The sequence below is a fragment of the Shewanella vaxholmensis genome (assembly GCF_031932135.1).
Taxonomy (GTDB): domain Bacteria; phylum Pseudomonadota; class Gammaproteobacteria; order Enterobacterales; family Shewanellaceae; genus Shewanella; species Shewanella hafniensis.
The window spans coordinates 156,082-177,067 of the sequence record NZ_JAUOEV010000005.1; the positions used below are offsets into that span (position 1 = coordinate 156,082).

General features: G+C 45.3%; 18 protein-coding genes. 11 read left to right on the forward strand and 7 right to left on the reverse strand.

Annotation, left to right across the window (positions count from 1 at the left end; genetic code table 11):
* The first annotated feature begins 18 nt into the window (after positions 1 to 18).
* Genes Q4Q46_RS06960 through Q4Q46_RS06975 form a run of 4 tightly spaced genes read left to right on the forward strand, consistent with a single transcriptional unit; the run spans position 19 to position 5,418 of the window.
* On the forward strand, positions 19 to 2,391 hold the full coding sequence (locus tag Q4Q46_RS06960; RefSeq protein ID WP_311905577.1) for a DNA internalization-related competence protein ComEC/Rec2: 2,373 nt from the start codon (positions 19 to 21) through the stop codon (positions 2,389 to 2,391).
* Between the two features lie 32 nt (positions 2,392 to 2,423).
* Positions 2,424 to 4,232: a lipid A export permease/ATP-binding protein MsbA gene (msbA, locus tag Q4Q46_RS06965; RefSeq protein ID WP_311905578.1), complete on the forward strand. Its 1,809-nt coding sequence runs from the start codon at positions 2,424 to 2,426 to the stop codon at positions 4,230 to 4,232.
* Complete coding sequence (gene lpxK, locus Q4Q46_RS06970; protein ID WP_311905579.1) at positions 4,233 to 5,252, forward strand: tetraacyldisaccharide 4'-kinase; 1,020 nt, start codon at positions 4,233 to 4,235, stop codon at positions 5,250 to 5,252.
* A complete protein-coding gene (locus Q4Q46_RS06975; protein WP_115334989.1) occupies positions 5,239 to 5,418 on the forward strand; it encodes a Trm112 family protein in 180 nt (59 codons plus the stop codon). Before lpxK ends, Q4Q46_RS06975 begins: the two co-directional genes overlap by 14 nt.
* Before the next feature lie 164 nt (positions 5,419 to 5,582).
* Here Q4Q46_RS06975 and Q4Q46_RS06980 read toward each other — a convergent pair whose 3' ends face one another.
* Positions 5,583 to 6,044, reverse strand: a complete 462-nt coding sequence (locus Q4Q46_RS06980; RefSeq protein ID WP_311891457.1) for a hypothetical protein — start codon at positions 6,042 to 6,044, stop codon at positions 5,583 to 5,585.
* A 132-nt stretch (positions 6,045 to 6,176) separates the two neighbouring features.
* On the opposite strand from Q4Q46_RS06980, the gene Q4Q46_RS06985 reads away from it, so the two are divergent.
* Entirely contained in the window at positions 6,177 to 6,866 is a 690-nt protein-coding gene (locus Q4Q46_RS06985; RefSeq protein ID WP_107404795.1) for an energy-coupling factor ABC transporter permease, read from the forward strand.
* A gap of 170 nt (positions 6,867 to 7,036) precedes the next feature.
* Here Q4Q46_RS06985 and Q4Q46_RS06990 read toward each other — a convergent pair whose 3' ends face one another.
* The 3 genes from Q4Q46_RS06990 to Q4Q46_RS07000 form a co-directional block, all read right to left on the reverse strand.
* A complete protein-coding gene (locus tag Q4Q46_RS06990) occupies positions 7,037 to 7,393 on the reverse strand; it encodes a glutathione S-transferase N-terminal domain-containing protein (protein ID WP_012196875.1) in 357 nt (118 codons plus the stop codon).
* A 371-nt stretch (positions 7,394 to 7,764) separates the two neighbouring features.
* Positions 7,765 to 11,055 carry a DUF748 domain-containing protein gene (locus Q4Q46_RS06995; RefSeq protein ID WP_311905580.1) on the reverse strand — a complete coding sequence of 1,097 codons (3,291 nt, stop codon included), beginning with the start codon at positions 11,053 to 11,055 and terminating at the stop codon, positions 7,765 to 7,767.
* Between the two features lie 254 nt (positions 11,056 to 11,309).
* Positions 11,310 to 11,690 (reverse strand): VOC family protein, encoded by a 381-nt coding sequence (locus tag Q4Q46_RS07000; protein WP_012196877.1) that lies wholly within the window; start codon positions 11,688 to 11,690, stop codon positions 11,310 to 11,312.
* Between the two features lie 468 nt (positions 11,691 to 12,158).
* Here Q4Q46_RS07000 and Q4Q46_RS07005 point away from each other — a divergent pair, with 468 nt between their 5' ends.
* The 3 genes from Q4Q46_RS07005 to Q4Q46_RS07015 all read left to right on the forward strand — a co-directional run bounded on the left by Q4Q46_RS07005 (position 12,159) and on the right by Q4Q46_RS07015 (position 13,521).
* Positions 12,159 to 12,863 (forward strand): DUF445 domain-containing protein, encoded by a 705-nt coding sequence (locus tag Q4Q46_RS07005; RefSeq protein WP_037391578.1) that lies wholly within the window; start codon positions 12,159 to 12,161, stop codon positions 12,861 to 12,863.
* A 102-nt stretch (positions 12,864 to 12,965) separates the two neighbouring features.
* Positions 12,966 to 13,316: a VOC family protein gene (locus tag Q4Q46_RS07010; RefSeq protein WP_107404793.1), complete on the forward strand. Its 351-nt coding sequence runs from the start codon at positions 12,966 to 12,968 to the stop codon at positions 13,314 to 13,316.
* Positions 13,291 to 13,521 (forward strand): DUF1289 domain-containing protein, encoded by a 231-nt coding sequence (locus Q4Q46_RS07015; RefSeq protein ID WP_311905581.1) that lies wholly within the window; start codon positions 13,291 to 13,293, stop codon positions 13,519 to 13,521. Before Q4Q46_RS07010 ends, Q4Q46_RS07015 begins: the two co-directional genes overlap by 26 nt.
* A 283-nt stretch (positions 13,522 to 13,804) precedes the next feature.
* Here the strand turns inward: Q4Q46_RS07015 and cdd are convergent, their stop codons facing one another.
* Positions 13,805 to 14,695, reverse strand: a complete 891-nt coding sequence (gene cdd / locus Q4Q46_RS07020; protein ID WP_006087443.1) for a cytidine deaminase — start codon at positions 14,693 to 14,695, stop codon at positions 13,805 to 13,807.
* Positions 14,696 to 14,905: 210 nt separating this feature from the next.
* The gene (gene sbcB, locus Q4Q46_RS07025) at positions 14,906 to 16,318 is read right to left on the reverse strand and encodes an exodeoxyribonuclease I (RefSeq protein ID WP_259566653.1); all 1,413 of its coding nucleotides are present in this window, start codon (positions 16,316 to 16,318) and stop codon (positions 14,906 to 14,908) included.
* 176 nt (positions 16,319 to 16,494) lie between these two features.
* On the opposite strand from sbcB, the gene Q4Q46_RS07030 reads away from it, so the two are divergent.
* From Q4Q46_RS07030 to Q4Q46_RS07040, 3 genes are all read left to right on the forward strand, one after another.
* Positions 16,495 to 17,337, forward strand: coding sequence for a hypothetical protein (locus Q4Q46_RS07030; protein ID WP_220776141.1), 843 nt, complete (start codon positions 16,495 to 16,497; stop codon positions 17,335 to 17,337).
* A gap of 40 nt (positions 17,338 to 17,377) precedes the next feature.
* Complete coding sequence (gene rlmA / locus Q4Q46_RS07035; RefSeq protein WP_311905582.1) at positions 17,378 to 18,193, forward strand: 23S rRNA (guanine(745)-N(1))-methyltransferase; 816 nt, start codon at positions 17,378 to 17,380, stop codon at positions 18,191 to 18,193.
* 306 nt (positions 18,194 to 18,499) lie between these two features.
* Entirely contained in the window at positions 18,500 to 18,709 is a 210-nt protein-coding gene (locus Q4Q46_RS07040) for a cold-shock protein (RefSeq protein ID WP_011789734.1), read from the forward strand.
* A 690-nt stretch (positions 18,710 to 19,399) separates the two neighbouring features.
* Here Q4Q46_RS07040 and Q4Q46_RS07045 read toward each other — a convergent pair.
* Entirely contained in the window at positions 19,400 to 20,959 is a 1,560-nt protein-coding gene (locus tag Q4Q46_RS07045) for a SulP family inorganic anion transporter (RefSeq protein ID WP_311905583.1), read from the reverse strand.
* Positions 20,960 to 20,986 lie beyond the last annotated feature (27 nt).

The following is a 20,986-nucleotide window of genomic DNA, read 5'->3' on the forward strand; positions in this document are numbered from 1 at the left end:
GTCTTAACTTAATTCACTATGAATCGATTCATGTTTGGCTTTAGTGCCATCTTGTTATCAGCGATGTTGTGGCCTTCGCTGCCGCCAGTCAGTTACATACCCTACCTTGTTGTTGGGGCGCTAATTTTATACCGAAAAATCCCTGTTTGTGCAGGTGGACTCTTTGCAATGGCATGGCTAACTGGTTTTTGCTTAGGATTATCTAGGCAGGATCTTCCAGTGTTACAACAACCTATACAGGTTAGGGGCGAAATCATATCACTAGTTAGTCGAAACAGCGACTGGCTAAGTTTGGATATATCGGTCATTAAACCAAATTTAATCTTAGGGCCAAATGCAAAATTGCGACTCACGTGGAAAGATCCGCCGGAAGTCGATGTCGGTCAGGTTTGGCAGTTTACCTTGATGCCTAAGCGTATTGCTAGCGTGTTAAATCAAGGTGGCTACAATGAGCAGAAACAATTAATCAGCCAACATGTTGTCGGTAAAGGGCGAGTGATTGAGGCACATTTACTGGAGGTTTCACCTTCACTGCGTAACGAGCTGATAAGCGCATTGACGCCTGAATTAGCCTCTTTGCCGCAAGGTGATATTTTACTCGCCTTGCTTATGGGTGATAAGCAGTTGATCACAAAAGCACGTTGGCAAGCACTACGGCAGACGGGTACGGGTCATTTAGTGGCGATCTCCGGCTTGCATCTCTCAGTCGTCGCAGCATGGATTTACACATGCTTTTTGTTTGGATTGAGTCACTTAGCGCCACATCAAAGTCGACGTAATATCACCCTTGCTTTAGTCGCTGCGGGCATAGGCGCCGCATTTTATGCCTATCTTGCTGGCTTTGGTATTTCGACTCAGCGGGCATTGGTGATGATTCTGCTGTTAATGCTGTTGAGTTTATTAAAGCGATTTTCTACCGCGTGGGAGCGCTTGTTATTTGCCCTGTTCATTGTATTGCTGCTTGATCCGCTCGCTTGTTTAAGTGCGGGATTTTGGCTGTCGTTTTGTGCCTTAGGCATCATCTTATACACTTTAGAAATCCAACCAAGGGCATTTACCCCAGCGTCGAGTCGAGGGGCGCGTTTACGCACAGGGATGATACAGTTTTGGGCAATCCAATGGCGCTTGAGTCTCGGGCTTGGATTACTGCAAGCGGCACTCTTTGGCGGCGTGAGTGTACACAGTTTGTGGATGAACATCTTGGCAGTTCCTTGGTTTAGCTTTGTAGTGATCCCCTTAGCAATGGCGGGATTTGTCTGCTGGTGGCTTGGAACTACGTTTGGGTTCTCTTGGTTGGGACTGCTTCGCCTCAGTGATTGGAGTTTATCGCCCTATGCGCAGTTACTCGATATCAGTCAGCACTTACCCGCCCATTGGTTAGCACTCTCTGACAGCCTATTAGCCTTAGGAGTCTGCACGTTCGTTGGTGGTGTGTTATGGCGCTATGTGCCTAAGCATAAAAACAATATTGCTTGGCTAAGCCTATTGAGTTTGTTGTTTATGCCCGTATTACTTTTTTGTATGACGCTGTGGTCTCCCGTGCAAACCCATCGATGGGCCATGCATTTACTCGATGTGGGCCAAGGTTTAGCCGTGGTGATTGAAAAAAATGGCAGGGGAGTCATCTATGACACGGGCGCCGCCTTTGGTGATGATTTCAGTTATGCGGAGCGAGTGATATTACCTTTCCTAAAAGCCAAAGGTATTCAAGAGATTGACTATATTGTTATCAGCCATAGCGATAACGATCATGCAGGCGGCGCGCCTGTCTTGATTGAGGCTTATCCTAAGGCTTGGGTGATCACAGATGTGGCAGGCTTTAGCGGCCAAGATTGCCGCCCAAGGCAAATTCAATGGCAAGGGTTGAGCTTTAACTTACTCTCACCGCCTCAAGTGCTGGCGGGAAATAATGGCTCCTGTGTGGTGCGCATCGATGATGGCTTGCAAAGTCTGCTGCTCACCGGGGACATTGAAAAACAAACCGAAGCGGCACTATTAAGTCGTGAATTAAGTGTAAGCCGTGAGCTGAGTGTGAGCGGTGATCTAAGCGTGAACGGTGATCTAAGTGACCTAAACGAGTTACAAAGCGACGTGCTGGTAGCGCCGCACCATGGCAGCAAAACCTCGTCGACAGAGGCCTTTATCGATGCCGTAGCCCCTAAGTTAGTGCTGTTTCCGGCGGGTTTTGCTAATCGTTATGGTTTTCCTAAATCCACTGTGGTTGAACGGTATCAGCGACGAGAAATAAGGAGTCTGACCACAGGGACAGAAGGGCAGATTAGTGTGATTTTTCAGCAGCCTGAGTTAGAGGTAAAGACCTATCGTGGTGATTTCGCGCCATTTTGGTACAACTCTCTGTTTAGATTTGGTGACTTGATTAATCCAGAGTAGAATGGCTACTTTGCCATAATTTAGTGTTATCAATGACAACATCTCCTAAAGACGAAATGTGGACAGTTTTCAAACGATTACTGGGCTATATAAAACAGATGAAAGGCATGTTTATGCTTTCAGTTGCGGGATTAATTATTTATGGTCTCGTCGATGCCGCCTTTATCGCTTTCATCGGTCCCTTTATTGATAAGGGTTTTTCCGGCGGCGCACCTGCTGCGGTCACCAATGGCATAGCTTTGCCAACCAGTGAAGGTTTCCACGCGAACAACGATGTGCTGATGATGGCGCCGCTTGTGGTTATCGTCATGTTTACACTGCGCGGTTTTGCCAACTTTGTTTCGACCTACGGCATTTCATATATGAGTGCACGTTTGATCATGGACATGCGTCAGCAAGTGTTTGAGCATTATCTTAGCCTGCCAGTCAGTTACATGGACAAGGAAAATACCGGTAACTTGATTTCAAAAGTCACCTTCGATACTGAGCAAATTGCCAGAGCATCGGGTAGCGCTTTGATTTCTATCGTCCGCGACAGTGTAACTGTATTGGGTATGCTGGCACTGATGTTCTATAACTCTTGGAAGCTATCCCTCTGTATTCTTGTGATTGGTCCTATCATGGGCATGGTCATTGCGGTGGTTAGTCGTCGTTTCCGCAAGGTCTCTAAGCAAATTCAAACCGCTATGGGTGGTGTAAGTGCTACGACTGAGCAAATGATTAAGGGCCATAAAAACGTATTGGCCTTTGGTGGACAGGAAACCGAAGCTACCCGTTTTGCTAAAGTGAACGATCAAAACCGCCATCAAAATATGAAGTTAGCTGTGGCACAAGCCATTAGTCAGCCGTTGATCATGATTATCGGCTCATTCGCCTTAGCGTTTGTACTTTATGCGGCAAGCTTAGACAGCATGAAAGCCGATCTTACCGCCGGCACCTTCGCGACAATTCTTGGCGCTATGATGGCCATGTTGCAACCCATCAAAAACTTAACCCGAGTGAACGCCGAATTCCAACGCGGTATTGCAGCATGTACCACAGTGTTTGAATTATTGGATACGCTGCCTGAGTCCGACACAGGCACTTATACCGTCGAGCGCGCTAAGGGTCATCTACGTTTCGATAAGGTCTGTTTTAGCTATGACAGCCAAGATCGTCGAGCGCTGGAAGATGTCGATTTTGAAGTTAAACCGGGTCAAACCCTAGCGCTAGTCGGTCGTTCTGGCTCTGGTAAGTCGACTATTGCCAGTCTAGTAACCCGTTTTTATACGGGGCTCGAATCCGGCGACATTTTGCTCGATGATGTCAGCATCTACGATTACTCGCTAAAATCGCTGCGTAATCAAGTGGCTTTGGTATCGCAGCAGGTGACCTTATTCAACGATACGATTGCTAACAACATCGCCTACGCCTATCCCGGTGAAGCGACGCGTGAGCAGATTATTGAAGCGGCGACCTTGGCCTATGCGATGGAGTTTATTGAACAGCTGCCCCAAGGCCTTGATACCCAAGTGGGTGAAAATGGCGTGTTATTGTCCGGTGGTCAAAGACAGCGGATTGCGATTGCGCGCGCTATGTTGCGTGATGCGCCTGTGTTGATCCTCGATGAAGCGACCTCGGCATTAGATACTGAGTCGGAAAAAGCTATTCAAAAAGGCTTAGATAACCTCAGACAAAACCGCACCTCAGTAGTGATCGCCCACAGGTTGTCGACTATCGAGAGTGCCGATCAAATTCTAGTTGTGGATCAGGGACGTATCGTCGAGCGCGGGACGCACCAGTCGCTATTGGAATTAGATGGCATGTACGCCAAATTGTACCAAATGCAATTTGGTAGTTAGATGCAGGCCTTAGTGAATAAAATCTGGTATCAGGGCCATCCACTGCGATGGCTCTTGTTGCCTTTATCGGGCGTATTCGCGGTGATCACTTATGTGCGCCGCGCCTTGTTTCGCCTCGGATTCAAACCACAAACGGCAATGCCTGTGCCTGTCATCGTTGTTGGTAATATTACCGTCGGCGGTAGCGGTAAGACGCCAACCGTGATTTATCTGATTGAGCTACTGCGCCAGCATGGGTTTCACCCCGGTGTGATCAGTCGTGGATATGGCGTTGATATTCAAGGCGTTAAAACGGTTAACTTAGGCGCGAGCGCGGTAGAGGTCGGTGATGAACCTGCCATGATAGTGGCGCGCACTCAAGTGCCCATGGTGGTTGGCGCTAAACGGGTCGATGCGGCTAATGCGCTTATTGCTGAGTTTGGTGTTGATGTCATCATCTGTGACGATGGCCTACAGCATTATGCTCTGGCACGCGATATTGAGCTGGTGGTAATTGATGGTCAGCGCGGTTTAGGCAATGGCTTGCTATTGCCAGCAGGTCCATTGCGTGAAGGCGCGTGGCGTCTCGATACCGTGGATTTTATCGTCAGTAATGGCGGCCCAGCGGCAAAAGGGCAGTTCGAAATGCAACTGACACCTACGGCAGTGAAGCCTGTTAAATGTGATGCGACGTCTGGTGAATATACTTTCGATAAGTCTCAGCCGCTCGTTGCGATGGCGGGCATAGGTAATCCAGCGCGCTTCTTTGAATCGTTGCGCGCACAAGGCTATCAACTGGCCTTCTGCCATGGTTTTGATGACCATCAGGCTTACGATAAAACCCAGTTAGGTGATTTAGCCCAAGGCTTGCCACTGTTGATGACAGAAAAAGATGCGGTTAAATGTCGCGATTTTGCACAAGAGAACTGGTGGTATTTGGCGGTCAATGCCAAGCTATCCCCACAATTTGATGAGCAGCTGCTCGCACGTCTTCGCGAGGTGGCTGCAGCTAAACAAGGAAACTTCCATGGCATTCGATAAAAAATTGTTAGATATAGTGGCTTGCCCTGTGTGTAAGGGAAAACTTGAGTACGATAAAACGACGCAGCAGTTGATTTGTAAGGCAGATAAGCTGGCCTATCCGATCACTGAAGGTATCCCTGTGTTATTAGAAAATCGTGCTGTGCCACTGACTGAATTAGTCTAGTGTGATGTGAATGCGCGTATTGCCTAATACGCGCATACTTACCTTTTTGAGCTTCTCTTATTATTGTTTTCGCTATTTTTAGCCGATTAACAGTGCTTCTCCAATCTTGCGTCTTTTCGATGCTCAGAGCTTAGCCATGCAAATTTGAGTTACTCAAACCTTCGCTAATAGTTCACAAATTTCTGTTTATCGGCATTGGTCGCGCCTTCTTGGCATTCACCACGAATTTCGCCTCGCCCGGGTTCGATAATCCGACTCAATTCGATATAACCTTCGCGGCAATAACCTGTCATTTCAAGGGTTTTCGTTAAACCTAATTCGACTTGTCGTCCCCAAACTTCTAATGAGTCCTGTAGATCTTGCATCGCGCGACGTTGTTCACGGGGATCTTGCATGCTACGTACGCGGGCATCGTGCGGGAAAGGGCGGTCTGCATCACCCATGTTAGATTTATCATCGACCAGCCGCGCTGTGTAGCTGAAGAGTTTAAGGCCATCGGCTTTAATGTCTGTGGTTAACTTATCCCGTAATTTTCCGGCAAGTTCACTAGGATCGATGGGGGCATTGCTACAGGCGATGAGCGAGAAACAACTTAAGATGGCAAGGCTGAGGTATCGAAGCGGCATAATCAAATTTAACTCTTAGGTTATTAACTGACAGCAGAATACCTTAATATGACCCTAAAGTTCATGGATTTATGGCATCTTCATGGACTGAGTGTGACTCTATTGGCGCAATGGATTAAGGATGGGCGATTAATGTTGGCGTTTTGGTCGAATAAATGGGCGCAAATCGAATGGGATATGAGCCTGACTCAAGGCATATGCCTTATGCTCTTGGCGTTATGGCTCTATGCGATATGGCCAAAAGACGAGTTAGCGCAGATCCGACGGGATAAAAACCTGCAGTTACGCTTGTTACTGACGCTGGTGGGCGTCAATGCGCTGTGGTCGTTAAATGCCAGTATTCAAACTGGGTTGCATCTGCATTTTCTAGGGATAGTGACCTGTATGCTGATGTTCGGTTGGCGTCTTGCGACTGTGGCATTACTGTTGCCCAGCGCTTTTTTTAGTCTTTTTGTACTAAAACAGCCCGCTGATTTTGGGGCTTTTAGTCTGTTCGCTATGGCTGTGCCGCTGTTCCTGTGTTTTGTTTTATACAGTCGCAGTTACCATTTATTTCCTAAACACATTTTCGTGTTTATCTTCGTCGGCGGTTTTATCAATGCGGGTCTTTCAACTGTGTTTCATCAATTGAGTTGGGCGATGTGGTTGTGGTCTGCAGCGGATTACGATTGGAATGTGTTAGTGGATGACTACTTGATGCTAATCCCTTTGCTGGCGTTCCCCGAGGCATTGCTTAATGGTATGGCGGTAACGCTATTGGTGGTGTATCAGCCCCAGTGGTTATTTGATTATTCCGACCGAGAATATTTGTGGCGTAAGTAGATGTGATTAAACAACGCAATAAAAGAACGGCGCCCGAAACCTCGATATTTCAACGGAAAACCCATTGTAAAGTTCATTGGGAAGTCCATTGAAAAGTCGATTAAACAGTTCATTGGAAAGGTTACTGGGCGCACTTATTTGGATATTTACACAGACTGTTGCACCGCGATTTAGGCGAAGCGTTGGTCTAAGTAGTTAATGATTTCTTTAGATTCATACAACCACTGTACTTGGCCGTTTTCTTCTATCCGTAGACAAGGCACTTGTTGTTTGCCGCCTTGAGCGATGAGTTCATCTTTATGCGGCGCTTTTTTAGCGTCGTGGGTCACTATATTGAGTCCCTGACGGCGCATTGCACGGCGGACTTTTACGCAAAATGGGCAAGCTGGATACTGATACAGGGCCAATGCTTGAGTTTGAGTATCAATCTGTTGTTGCTCTGCCAGTGGACGTTGGCGCTTTTTAGGGCTAAATACGAAGTTTAAAAACAGAATGATCCTGCCTAAAATCCAGCGAATGATAAACATGTCAGTGACCTCAATAATAATGTGTGTTGAAAAGTGATTCGTGTGTCAATGGCGCCGTCGCAAATGTGCGACGAAACTGAGATTTAGCGATTCGAGCTTGCGATCCCAGTTACATAAAGGCCGCAGAGTGTAACCTATGGTACAAAGCGCGGCCAACATTTTAGTGTGGATTAACAGGTAGAAGATTCTTTGGCGACAAGGACAGCGTTTTCGCTTAGCGGTAACAATTAGATATGCGCTTAGCTATACATTTAGGCATGCTCTTTAGCATAAGAAAGAAGCCCGTTAAAGCTGAGCTTTAGCGGGCTTCTTTTATCGTAAACACAGCAACATTAACCCATTGCTTGAGTTATTGCGCGTCTATTGCGCGTCTATTGCGCATCTATGGTAAGGCTCACTTGGGCCACATTCTGGGTCAAACTCACTCGGCTTTCGAGCAAGAAGATCCGCTCTGGGGCAATCTCTTTCACGTCTACAAGGTAAGCTTTGACGGCTTTTGCTCTTTCTTGGGCCAAATTACCCAACATGCCATCGTTAACATTCTGCGCTTTTACCGACAGATTATATAAAGCGATATGCCAGCGGGTGGTGATTTCGTCATCGGAAAGCTGCGCGTCTTTGGCCTCTGCGATAACTGTGTCTTTTATTAGTGCCGGATCGGCTTTAACTTCCTGCTCATAGAGCTTCACTAGCGCATCAGCGAGCGGCCCTTGGGTCGGAAATTGGCTTGGACTTAAATCATTAGGTAACGCACTGAACTCGATATTGGCTAACTTAGCCAATTTACGCTTCATGATGCGCTCAGCAATGGCTTGGCTGTCATTGATGGCATCGACTTCCCCTTCAACGCTGAGCTTGAGCATAGGTCTGTCGAGTAAGGCGCTGGCGAGTTTGTCTAAACTTTTCTGCTCATCTTCACTTAGGCTGAATTGACCAGCGGCAAAGCTGATTTTGTCTAAACTTTCGTCTGAACCTATCAGCCCCGCTAAGAAAGTGAAGGGCGCAGTGACGGCTTTAGTGATCACATTGGTAATCGCCGTCATTATGATGCTGCCGACACTAAAGCTGGGTGAGTCTAAATCGCCTGAGACTTCCATGCCTAAATCAATCACGCCGTTACGGTCCTGTAGCAGCGCAATGGCGAGCGTGATAGGTAAGCTAGTGGCAAGGTCACTGTTACTGGGTTTACCGAGTTTCAGTTGATCTATGACTAGATGGTTATTGCCATTGAGCTTGTTCTGATCGAGTTTGTAGTTCAGTGACAGTGATAACTGTCCCTTATCTATGTAGTAACCCGCATAGGTGCCTGAGTAAGGATTGACTGACGTTAGCTCAACACTCTTGAAGACTAAATCGAGATCTAAATATGGCATGTCTAACAAAGGGTTAATATCGCCTTTTAGGGTTACAGGCGCGTACTTGTCAATCTTACCTTTGATATCGACCGAGGCTTTAGTGCCTGGCGTTGACGACAGGTGAGTGATATTGCCTTCAAGCAGCTCAATTCCCGAAGCAAAATTCGGAGTCAGTGAGTTATCGGCAAAGTAAGCCGAGCCTTGGCTAAAGCTAATTTTTTGAATATCTAGGCTCAGCTCAGGCGTTGCTGACTTGCTCGCCATTTGCGGCTCGGTTTCGGTTTGCTTAGCAGGGGGCGTGTTGTTCGTTGTCGTACTATTTGTCGCAGTTGCTGCAATAGGCGCATCGACGATAAGGTCGCTGATATTAGTGCTTCTATCTTTAGCGATCACCACTTTGGCGTAGGGTTGGCTAAAGGCTAAGTGATCGATTTTGATTTGATTTTTTTGTTGGTCAAAATCTAGCTGATTGATATTCATCTTTTGCCATTTGACCAGCGGGGCATTACGCAATTTGTCATGAATGGCTAAATCATCGAGCTCAACACTGCCGCCGTAAATGGCTTTACCCTTGGCATCAGCCGTGAGCTTGCCTGCAGAGCTTAATAAACCACTCTTAAGCTGGATATTCACGTAGGGGGCAAGATACGGTTGGAACTGGATTAACGCGAGCTTATCGAGTTGAATATCGGCATCTATGGCTTCGCCTGGCACATCGACCTGGCCTTGAGAGCTTAAAGTACCTTTGTCATTAATGCTGAGTTGCAGCGCATAATCAATCGGCTCGGCCAAGGTGCTGGTGATAGTTTTTGTTGAAAAATTAAGTGGATACACACGCCATTGCTGCGGTGTCTCAGTTAACTTTTGCTCCGACAGATTAAGATCGTAGTTTTCAATATTGAGCGCATCGAGTTGCACGAACCAAGTGTCTGTTGACGCCGTTACAGGCGCTTGCTTGATTGGCTGTTGAGGCTTTTCTTCCACTTGCGTGACTTGTGCACTCTCAACAGCTTTAGTCTCTACTGACTTAGCGGCTGCCGGTTTAGTTTCTATCGACTTAGCATCTGCCGGTTTAGTTTCTATCGGCTTAGCAACTGGCGGCGCTGCACTTGTAGACGCACTGGCGGATTTAGGCATGAACAAGCTCGCGAGATCGAGTCCGTCTTGATTCAAAATGGCGTTTACAGTGAGGCCATCACTGTGAAGCTTATTGATGCGTACTTGCTGCTGCTTCAGATCCATCGAAATACCGTCGAGGGCAAAGATTGGTAGCTTGACCACTGAGCGCTCTTGGTCGTTAAAGTTCAGTTTTTCAACAATAAACTGGCCATTGTTGCTGGTGACTTGTAACTCGCCATTCTCGGCAAAATCCACTTGATACTGAGTCTTAGCAGTGATCTCGCCATCGGTAAGTGCTGGCTTAAATTGATCGTCGATAAATCGCCACAGGGGGGGCAGTTTCAGTTTGGCGATGTGGACGTCACCCGCAACTTTTAGTGGGAACAGTTGGAATTGCCCCTGCAAACTGATTTCACCAGCATGATCATCACTGAGTTGTATCGCATAGTGATTGTGCTGAATTGGCATAACTTGGGAGCCAGAGCCAGAGGCTGATTGGGCGTTTGGTGTCGGGTTGGCTTCAGTCTTATTTGCTTTTGTGGCTGGTGCTACTGAGGCCGACAATGCCGACATCAAATATTCAGTATCGAGCTGACTGAGTTTTAAATTGATATTGGGATAATTAACTTGAGCATGGGTAATTTTGTCATCGAAGTTAAATTGCCCTGCATCTAATACAAATTGGCTGAGCAGGACACGAACGGGGGCGCTGGCTTCTGCGGGTGTTGTTTCTGTGCTCGCAGAGGAATGCTCGTTCAAGGTCTGCAGAATATCGTCGAAGTTGAATCCAGCTTTGCCTTTTTTCTCCACGCGGATGATGTGTGCGTAGGGCGCTTGTATGTGTATGTTTTCGATAACGGCGGCGCGATTAAAAACAGATTGCCAAAAGTTCACTTCGAATTGGACTTGCGCTAAGCCTGCAAACGGTTTTTCGTCTTTTTCTTTAATGGCCAGTTGGTCAATTTCGACTTTGAAATTAAAGGGATTGATGCGGATATCCCCGAGGGTGACGGGACGGCCGAGTAAAGCAGAGAGTTTTTCGGGTGCCAGCGTGGTTATCGCATAGGGCAGGATTAAACCTAATGTGCAGACATAGCTAAGATAGACGGCGGTGAGGTAAACAAGCACACGCAGGTACCTTGGGAGAGCAAAAAAAGTGTGTTTGAATTGCGATAGCTGGGTCAGCATTAATATCAAGGCTCCAATGCATAAGACAGGGAAAAACTGCCATAAGTGCGAACATTCTAGCGATTAACGCTAATGTTTCCAGAGATTATTTATATTTTATCAATGAAATCTTGGCATTACCCGACGACAACTTCTTCCGACCCCCGTCGTTGCTGAATGACAACCTATCTTCTACATTGATAGCTACATCGGTATCAACCTGCGGCGTATCCCTTGAGTCGAAACTCATCATCATGTTTAGGTCAGTTTTTACATCAGCGTTTTAAATAGCTAATGGCCGCAATAATGGCGCCCTGTGGGTCTTTTATCCAACAAAAACGGCCCACCTCCGGAATGTCTTCAGGGCCAAACAGAATGTCACCGCCGAGTTTTTTGGCACTGATAGCCACTTGATCCACATCGTTAACCGTAATATAGCCTGTCCAATGTGAGGGAAGGGTGGGGATTAAACTGTCGGTAATTCCGCCAATGCTGATCCCCTCGTTTTCAATAATGTGATAGTGACCGTGAGGCAATTTAACGGTTTTAAAATGCCAGCCAAAAATTTCAGCATAGAAGCGCATGGCCTCTTCGGTATTATTGGTTGTGAGTTCATGCCAACTTAACTCCCCTGCAGTGTTAAAAGCCGATTCCATAAGCGCATCCCTAATTTATTGTGGTTAACTTTTGTATTTGAGCCGATGTTCAGTGGCTGTGTTTAAGGCCCGTATTTAAGGCTTGTGTTTAAGCTCTGAATTCTGAGCTTGCATTTGGAAACCCTATTTCGGGTTTCTGACCCAAATTGAGTGTAGTTGAGGCCAGTTGATAATTCACAGGCAGTAAATTAAAATTTATGCATTTTGAGCTTTACGAGCATTAAATTAACTTAATGTTATACAAGGAAATTCACTTATTTAGCATAGGCCAGTCGGCCGTTAGCGGCTCTGTGATGTTGCGGCTTTAGCGATGAGCTGGATGCAGCTTGTCGCGCCAAGACTTAGTACTGAAAACAGATTTGAAAATGGGTTCGCTTACTGTGGTTTGAGTGTTAGACCTGACTCCCGTTAACTTGTTAATATAGGCCAGTTTTGCATCTTATCGATGCCACCTTAGGGGATACGAGATTGAATAAGAGTTTAGTAACAAATTTATTGGCGGCTGCTTTGGTGGTTGTCGGTTACCTGATGCATTCGGCAATTGTCCTGAATGTCGGATTGTTTGCCTTATCGGGTGCGATTACCAATTGGGTTGCGGTTTATATGTTGTTTGAGAAAGTCCCCGGACTCTATGGCTCGGGAGTCGTGCCTTCTCGTTTCGAAGAGTTTAAGGCGGGCATTGCTCATCTGATGATGAAGCAGTTTTTTACCACAGAAAATATCGACCGATTTCTGTCTGAAAAAGAAGGGCTGAGTAAAATAGACTTGGCCCCCGTGATTGAGAAGGTCGATTTAGCGCCTTCTTTCGATGCCTTAATTAGTACAGTCGCGCAATCTTCCTTTGGCGGCATGTTGTCTATGTTCGGCGGTACGGATGCGTTATTACCGCTAAAAGAGCCGTTTATTGTGAAGATGAAAGCCTCTTTAGTTGAAATGGCGCAAAGTGATGCATTCCACGAGCTGTTGAAACAAGAAATCGAACAGCCAAATGTGATGGCCGATCTGCAAACTAAAATTGCCAATATAGTGGAACAAAGGTTAAACGAGCTGACACCGCAAATGGTGAAACAAATCGTTCAGGACATGATCCAAACGCATTTAGGTTGGTTAGTGATCTGGGGCGGGGTGTTTGGTGGTCTGATTGGACTTGTCGCAGCCTTAATCCAAGGTTAACCTGAGTTAAAGCCGCGAATGGAATGGGGGCTTTGGCTCCCATTTTTTATTCATGCATTTTGTGCCCATCATTTTGTTCCTCATTAAATAGCAAGGAAGTCTATGAACCTTCAACACAGCATCAATTATTTGGAAATCCCGAGCCGCGATATTGCGAGTTCTAAGGCCTTTTTTAGCCAGGTATTTGGCTGGACCTATGTCGATTACGGTCCTGAATACAGCTGCTTTATGGATGTCGGGATCACAGGTGGCTTCTATCAAGCCGAGGTGGATTTTACCCTCGCAAAAGGCTGCCCGCTGATAGTGATCTACAGCCAGAACTTAGAATTGACTCTGACGGCTGTCGTGGCCGCTGGCGGCGCAATCACGGCAGACATCTTTAGTTTCCCCGGTGGTCGCCGATTCCACTTCACTGAACCCTGTGGCAATGAATATGCCGTCTGGTCAGAATGATCCTAATGCCAATCCCTGTATACGCAATTGTTGTTTAGATCAGCAAGATATTTGCTTAGGTTGCTTTAGGCATCTCGATGAGATTTTAGCCTGGCGCGCTATGTCAAATGTGGAGCGGCAAGCTTGTTTTGCCAGAATGGCACAGCGTAAAGCTGAGCTTCAGGCGAGAAGAAGTGGCGTAAATAGAACTCTGGATAGTGAGTAGCCTTGCATAATTGTGCTGAGGTTAACCATTTATGCCGAGTTAGCTTTCACATTTGAATACTCAGCGTTACGTTTAAGTACTAGAAGGGTATGTTTGAGTACTGGCAGTTAGGTTTGAACACTAGGCGTAACGTTCGAGGACTGGGTGTTAGGCATTAAAGTTCAATACAGCTACTTTGGCGTCAGCATTAGCGCTTTATAACTTGATGTTGAAGTATTAATCGAGTGTTCCAACGGCGAAATACGCATTAACGTATTTCGCCGTTGGCATCTTGAAGCAGACGTTACACGGGATCTATGACTATGTGCTCAAGTTCGATGGCGGCAACGGTATGGAGTGCATCCATAGTCGCGCCGACTAAACTGATTTTTCCTTGAGATGATTCAATCAACACCGCACGGCTGATATCGCTAAATTCACGATTATGGCGAACGAGATTTGACAAGGCCATCTGCATCGGCAGCATAGAAGGATTGAATGCCGCGTTCTCTGCATAGCGACCACAATAGGTTGCGCCATCGCGTGTTTCTAAAACCACGGCAGCAAAACTCTGAGTGTAAGGCGCGTAACTTAAACCAGCATGATCTAAACCTTCGATGATCATAGGATCGGCACTATCTAAAGCAAATTCAGTTTGTTGCTTCGCCATTAAAGGCGAAGTGACATTTAAGTCTTTTGGGCCAAAGGCATAGGGTAAATAATAAGCCAGTGGATGGCTTTCCTGTGCGGGTAGATGAATGCTGATCTTACTTCCTTCAACCAGCTCATTCATAAATTGACGGCAATGGCCGCAAGGGCTGGCATTGACTATGATATCAACAATTTGGCTTTCACCGCTGAGCCATGCATGGCTGATCGCACTTTGTTCTGCATGGACAGAATGAAACAGCGCTTCACCGGGTAATTCTAAGTTGGCACCCATGTAGATATCGCCACTTTTGCCTTTGGCAATCGCACCGACATAAAACTCACTGATAGGCGGTTTCGCCAGTGCAGCAGCTATCGGCAGCAGTGCCAGTAACACTTCTGCTTCGGTCATCTTGCTTGCACTTGTGAGTGTGGCAAGTTGCTGCGCATCTAAGTGTCCAGCAAAATTCTGGTGCAACATCGGAATGAGAGCATCGGCTAACGGCGTTGGCAGTTGGGTTATGCTACGAATGAATCTATCTTGCATTTCCCGATTCCTTATTTGTTAAGTTCATGGAAGAACATTCTAGTAATTTTGTTACAGCATAAATGCGAGTTAGCTCGCGTTTATACGCTGCAAATGTGTGTGTTCGATAGTAAACAATTTAAGTTATGCGCCTAATAGAGTGAGTCTATTCATGAATATAAACAAGCTTAAGACTATTAAATAAAAGACTTAAGCTTGAATTGTTCAAACTTAAAGTTCACGCAAATAATGGCAAAGGGCAGCCAGTAACTTCTGCTTAGTCTCATCCGCTTGCGTATCTTGCAGCAGATTTTCTAATTTAAGTACGTAGTCTTGATCGGCTAAGCGACTTTGACAGAATTCACGCCAGCGCTGCGACTCTTCGTAATCGAGTAGTTCAGGGTAATTACGGGCACGGTAACGAAACAGCATTTCAGGGATACGTGGATCATCAAACTGCAAGTCTAACGCCGCTAGATTTTGCGGTAGGGTATGGCGGATGATTTCCATTTTCGCTTTATCAGCTTGGCTAAAGAAACCACCTGAATAGAGCATCAAATCGGGATCTGTGGTCGCTCTGCTGTCATCGTGCTCAAATAAGAGCGCCAGTTTTTCACGTAGTTCTGGGTGAAGTTTAAGGCGTTTATATTGCTCTCTGGCAAATTCTTTATCTATGCCTAAACGAGCGGCATGTTCATCGCTGAGGATTTTAGCCGAAGTGATAAAAGGGCACTTATTTAAATGAATTTGTTTTACCGCGATCGGTAATTCGTCTTCGGCAAGATCGGCTCTTGGCGTATACATACGCGTTTTAATTTGCTCGATATCTAGCTCAAAGAGTGGCGTTAAATCCATGGCTAAATTAACGCAAATAACGGCATTTTTATTGGTTGGATGGTGCGCCACGGGGGAAATCAACGTCGTACAACCATTGCGCGCACTGATCTTAGAGCTCACGTGTACTAACGGCTGCATATTGAGCACATCGATTTGATCGCTCACCGCTTGTTTACGGCGCAGGTCAAAATAGTACTGATATAACTTAGGCTGTTTCTCGCGAATGAGTTTTGCCATAGCGATGGTTGCATACACATCAGACATGGCATCATGGGCTTTCTCATGGCTTAAACCATTCGCTTGGGTCAAATGTTCTAGCTTAAAACTAGGAGATCCATCTTCCTTGGTTGGCCAATTGATCCCTTCGGGTCTAAATGCGTAACACGCGCGTACTAAATCAATGATATCCCAACGAGAGTTGCCATTTTGCCATTCACGGGCATAGGGATCGATAAAGTTTCTATAAAAGCCATAACGAGTCACTTCATCATCAAAACGCAGTGAGTTGTAGCCCGCGACACAGGTGTTTGGCTGGCTAAACAGTGCTTGAATACGCCCCATAAACTCAGTTTCAGGGATGCCTTTTAAATTGGCTAACTGCGGAGTGATCCCTGTGATCAATATCGCTTCTGGTGACGGCAAATAATCAGGGGCTTGCTTGCAATAAAATGTCTCAGGCTCGCCGATAATATTGAGATCTAAATCCGTGCGAATACCGGCAAATTGCGAGGGTCTGTCTTTCGCCGGGTTAGCCCCGAAGGTTTCGTAGTCGTGCCAAAATATGCTTGGCTGGGAATGGTTAGACATAATTAAATTCAAATGACAGTTTGTCGAATAATAACATCTTAACACCGAAACTCCCCGAATGAACATTTACATCATTAAGGTAATTAAGTCATTATCTTGAGAATATAAAGACTTAATTGGTGATCTTCATTCAGATTCAAAGGTACAATCGCGGCTGAACAGGGGAATAATGTCTTATGTATCATCAATTTTTAAATGAGCCTATGGTGCTTGATGCCGAAAAAGCGTCGATACTCACGTTGCGGTTACCCGACGATATCAGTGATTTTATTGTGTTACAGGCGTTCAGTGCGCCTTTACTAGAGGTTATCGTTATTGCTGAAGCTGGAACCCCACAAAATATTGCGATTCGTTTTCAACCGTTTATGGGTCTTAAAGTTGAATCGTTACCGCAAACTGCACAGGCCTTTAATACACCGATCACTCGAAGTCTTGGGCAAGGTTTTCGGCTCTATACGCGAATGGGCACTGCTGCAAAATTTTGCGCGGCAGAATTGAGACGGGGCGTATCTTTTACCTTAGACATGACTAATGGTTTAGATGAAGATAATTCAGTCGTAAATAATTGCTTAACGTTTGCTTTACAAGCGGATTCAAAGTTTGAGTTAGTACCTTTAGAAGCCGATTTACGTGTTTTGCATGAACCTAAAGCGCTAATGGTCGCTAAAGCTCTGTTAGCAAGGCAATACGATTATGCCGCATCATCTGAATCCCTCGCCATTTACATGACCGAAATTGAGCAAGTTAGGTTAGAATTACAAGCTTTTTTACGTGGGGAACTTGGTCAATGTCAGGCTAGCCTTGCCGATGAGGTATTAAGGCTCGATCCCTTGTTACTTCAGAAACAGCAGTGGTTATTTAGAACCTATACCCATATGTTTGAGCGTCCCAATTATAGTCGCGCCGCTAATGATGCTGATAACACAGACAAGTTATTAAGAAAATTAGAGTGTTATGAGTTACTTGCGCCACCTGAACTGATCCAGATGGTTGACCGATTAATGGAAGACGAAACGTAAACCTTTCTTGCCCAAATTTAGTTAAAGATAAGAGTCCACTATGCACTATTTATGTCCCCTGTGTTCCGCGCCGCTGACGTTAACGGACCGCACTTGGGGTTGTCCACAGCAACATAAGTTTGACATGGCTAAAGAGGGTTATGTCAACTTATTGCCCGTACAGAAGAAAAACTCAATAGATCCTGGTGATAACAAGCAGATGATGTTTGCTCGGCGTGAATTTTTAAACGAAGGGTATTATCAAGGCTTGAGTGATAAAGTGAATGAACTCGCGATCGAGTTTAGTGCTGATGCAAAACAGATCCTTGATATAGGCTGTGGGGAAGGGTACTACAGCCAGCGTTTATTCAATGTGTTGAGTCAGCACCATGATTGTGATTTACAAGGCATAGATATTTCTAAGTCAGCAATTAAATATGCGGCTAAACGCTACCCCAATTTAGCATTTTGTGTGGCAAGTGCCTATGAGATGCCCATCGCCTCTCAAAGTGTCGATCTTGCCATTCGCATTTATGCACCTTCCAAAGTTGAAGAGTTACAACGCATTATGGCCGATGGTGGTATCTTGATAACAGTCTCTCCCGGACCTTCGCATCACTTCGCTTTGAAGCAACAAATTTATGCAGAACCTAGATTGCATCCTGTATCTGCTGCGTATATTGCTGGTTTTGAGTGCCTGCATCAGGAACGCTTAATTTCTCAGCTTGAACTGACAAAAAGTGATCACATTGCTCATTTTTTAGAAATGACGCCTTACGCTTGGAAGTTTACCGATGCGCAAAAGCAAGCATTTGCTCTGCAAGGACTAAGCTGTGAATTGGATTTCCAAATTGAAGTGCATCGCATTTCAAGATAAGTGAATAGATTAAGCTATTGAAATAAATTATTTAAAGTGTTTAACTGTAAATGCTAAGCAGCATGAACTGAATGTTCTGCTAGCCGGTTGCAAAACCGCAAAGTAGATTTAGGCAAAATAAATAATCCAAAGTGTCGCAGTGTGTTGACTTATCTTTAGAATGGTTTATAGTCTTATCAGCTTGAAGGTTGGGCTTATATTTATGTGTTCAATACGACCAGTTCGTCCTGTAAACATAAGTAATACCGGCATTTTCCAGCTCCACCGCCGTTAAGGCTTTAATTTTTTATTTACAGGATTTATATCATGTCTCAAGTTACTGGTGTTGTTAAGTGGTTCAACTCTGACAAAGGTTTCGGATTCATTGAGCAAGAATCTGGTCCAGACGTATTCGTACATTTCCGTGCGATCAACTCTGACGGTTTCAAAACTCTTGATGAAGGCCAAAAAGTGTCTTTCACTGTGACTCAAGGTCAAAAAGGTCCACAAGCTGAAAACGTAACTATCATTGGTTAATTTTCAGTGCTGTTAGCCTAGAGCTGATAGCAATGGATTAAAGGGCTATGGTTTATTTCATGGCTCTTTTTATTTGTGTGAAATTTAACATTCTTTTGTAGGTTAGTTGGTCTTCTAGATTGTGTAGTCTTCTCCGTTAAAAGTTATATAAATAGTCGCTAGATTAATGAGCTTAGTTTGCTCAACTGGCATCTTAGCTTACCGTAATAGTTGTTAGCACCTACTTTCAGATTTTCTCTTTATCTCTAAGACAGATCATTTCTAGAGAGTTAAACTTCAATAAAGCTCTTTCGATTCATCCTCCATGTTTTGCATCAGTTGCATTAAACACTATTACACCTCTCGATACTGTATTCTCGATACTGTATTCTCGATACTGTATTCAGTGTAAGCGTAACCTCAATTCTAGGCCGATAACGCATTTATCCCATCATATTCTCGTTGCATGGATTAGCAGGGGCATTATGACTGCTTTGGAGTCTGTTGGTGTAGGTCCGCATAGGTGAATGCATAACTATAAATCTCGTCATGACTAAGTTTAGACGTGTTAGAACTGAGGGGATGAGGAGTTACTTATTGATATAAAACAGCTTTACCGTTAAATGATTAGCGATAATAAAAAAGCCTGAACATTGCGATTCAGGCTTTGGTATTTCATATATAAGCTAGCACTTATTGTTGAAAATTAGATTATGAATCCAGCTTATCATCGGCCACTTTATAGTGAGGATCATCGAGTTGATTCACTTCGACAAGATTTCCCGCTTTATACAGTAGGGCTTTACAGTCAGCGCTCAAGTGGATCAAGTGTAACTTCTTACCAGCATTGCCATAACGCTCAGCGAGCGTGTCTATTGCTTCTAATGCGGAGTGATCGGCAACTCGAGAGTTCTTAAAGTCGATAACCACATCTTGAGGATCTTTTGCTGGGTCAAATAATTCGAGGAAGTTTGCGATTGAGCCGAAAAACAATGGACCATTGAGTTTGTAGACTTTCCAGCCTTGATTGTTCTGCTCTTCAGTCACATTGATATGCTTGGCATGTTCCCAGGCAAAGACTAAGGCTGAAACGATGACACCGACAAATACCGCAAATGCTAGATCGGTAAATACGGTTACCGTTGTCACTAGCACGATAACGAAGGCATCGTGTTTCGGGACCTTGCCCATAAACTTAAAGCTTGCCCATTCAAAGGTGCCGAGCACAACGATAAACATCACTCCAACCAGCGCCGCAAGTGGAATAATCTCAATAAATGAAGCGCCAAATAAGATAAAGGCAAGCAGGGCGACTGCAGCTGTAATTCCTGATAATCGGCCGCGTCCACCCGAGTTAATGTTAATCATAGATTGACCTATCATGGCACAACCACCCATAGCGCCGAAGAAACCGCTGGTGATGTTTCCAAGGCCTTGGCCGACGCATTCTTTGTTGCTGCGGCCACGGGTATTGGTCATCTCATCTATCACAGTCAGCGTTAGCAGAGATTCGATAAGACCGACTGCCGCCAAGATGCAGGAATAGGGCAGGATGATATATAAGGTTTCAAGATTAAAAGGCACAGAGGGAATCGCAAAGCTAGGTAATGAACCTGCTATGGTCGCATTGTCGTTACCACTCATGGTTTTGAGGAAATCGAGTACGTTACGAGTATCCAGATCGAGTCCTACGACAAGTGCCGTCACAGTGAGGATTGCGGCTAATGATGAAGGGACTGCTGTGGTGATCTTAGGCAGAAAATAAATAATGGCCATCGTCAGAGCCACTAAACCTAACATCAACATTAATGGTTCTTGGGGCAGCCAGACTAGATTTCCGCTGGCATCCTTAACTTTAAACTGACCTAACTGGGCGAGGAAAATTACAATCGCTAGACCATTCACAAAGCCAATCATGACGGGATAGGGCACTATGCGAATGAATTTACCGAGTTTACACACGCCAGCAGAGATCTGGATAAGTCCCGCTAAGACCACGGCAGCAAATAAATATTGGACACCGTGCTCAACGACCAAAGACACCATGACAACGGCCATAGCGCCCGTCGCACCCGAAATCATTCCAGGACGGCCACCAATCAGTGCCGTTATTAGCCCCATAATAAAGGCGGCATAAAGTCCAACCATAGGCTCTACATGGGCGACAAAGGCAAATGCGACCGCTTCAGGAATAAGCGCAAGTGCAACTGTTAGCCCTGAAAGCACATCGGCTTTATGGCTAGACGTTTTGTGGCGAATGAGATCAAACATTGAACCTCTGTTATTAAGTTGTTGTGT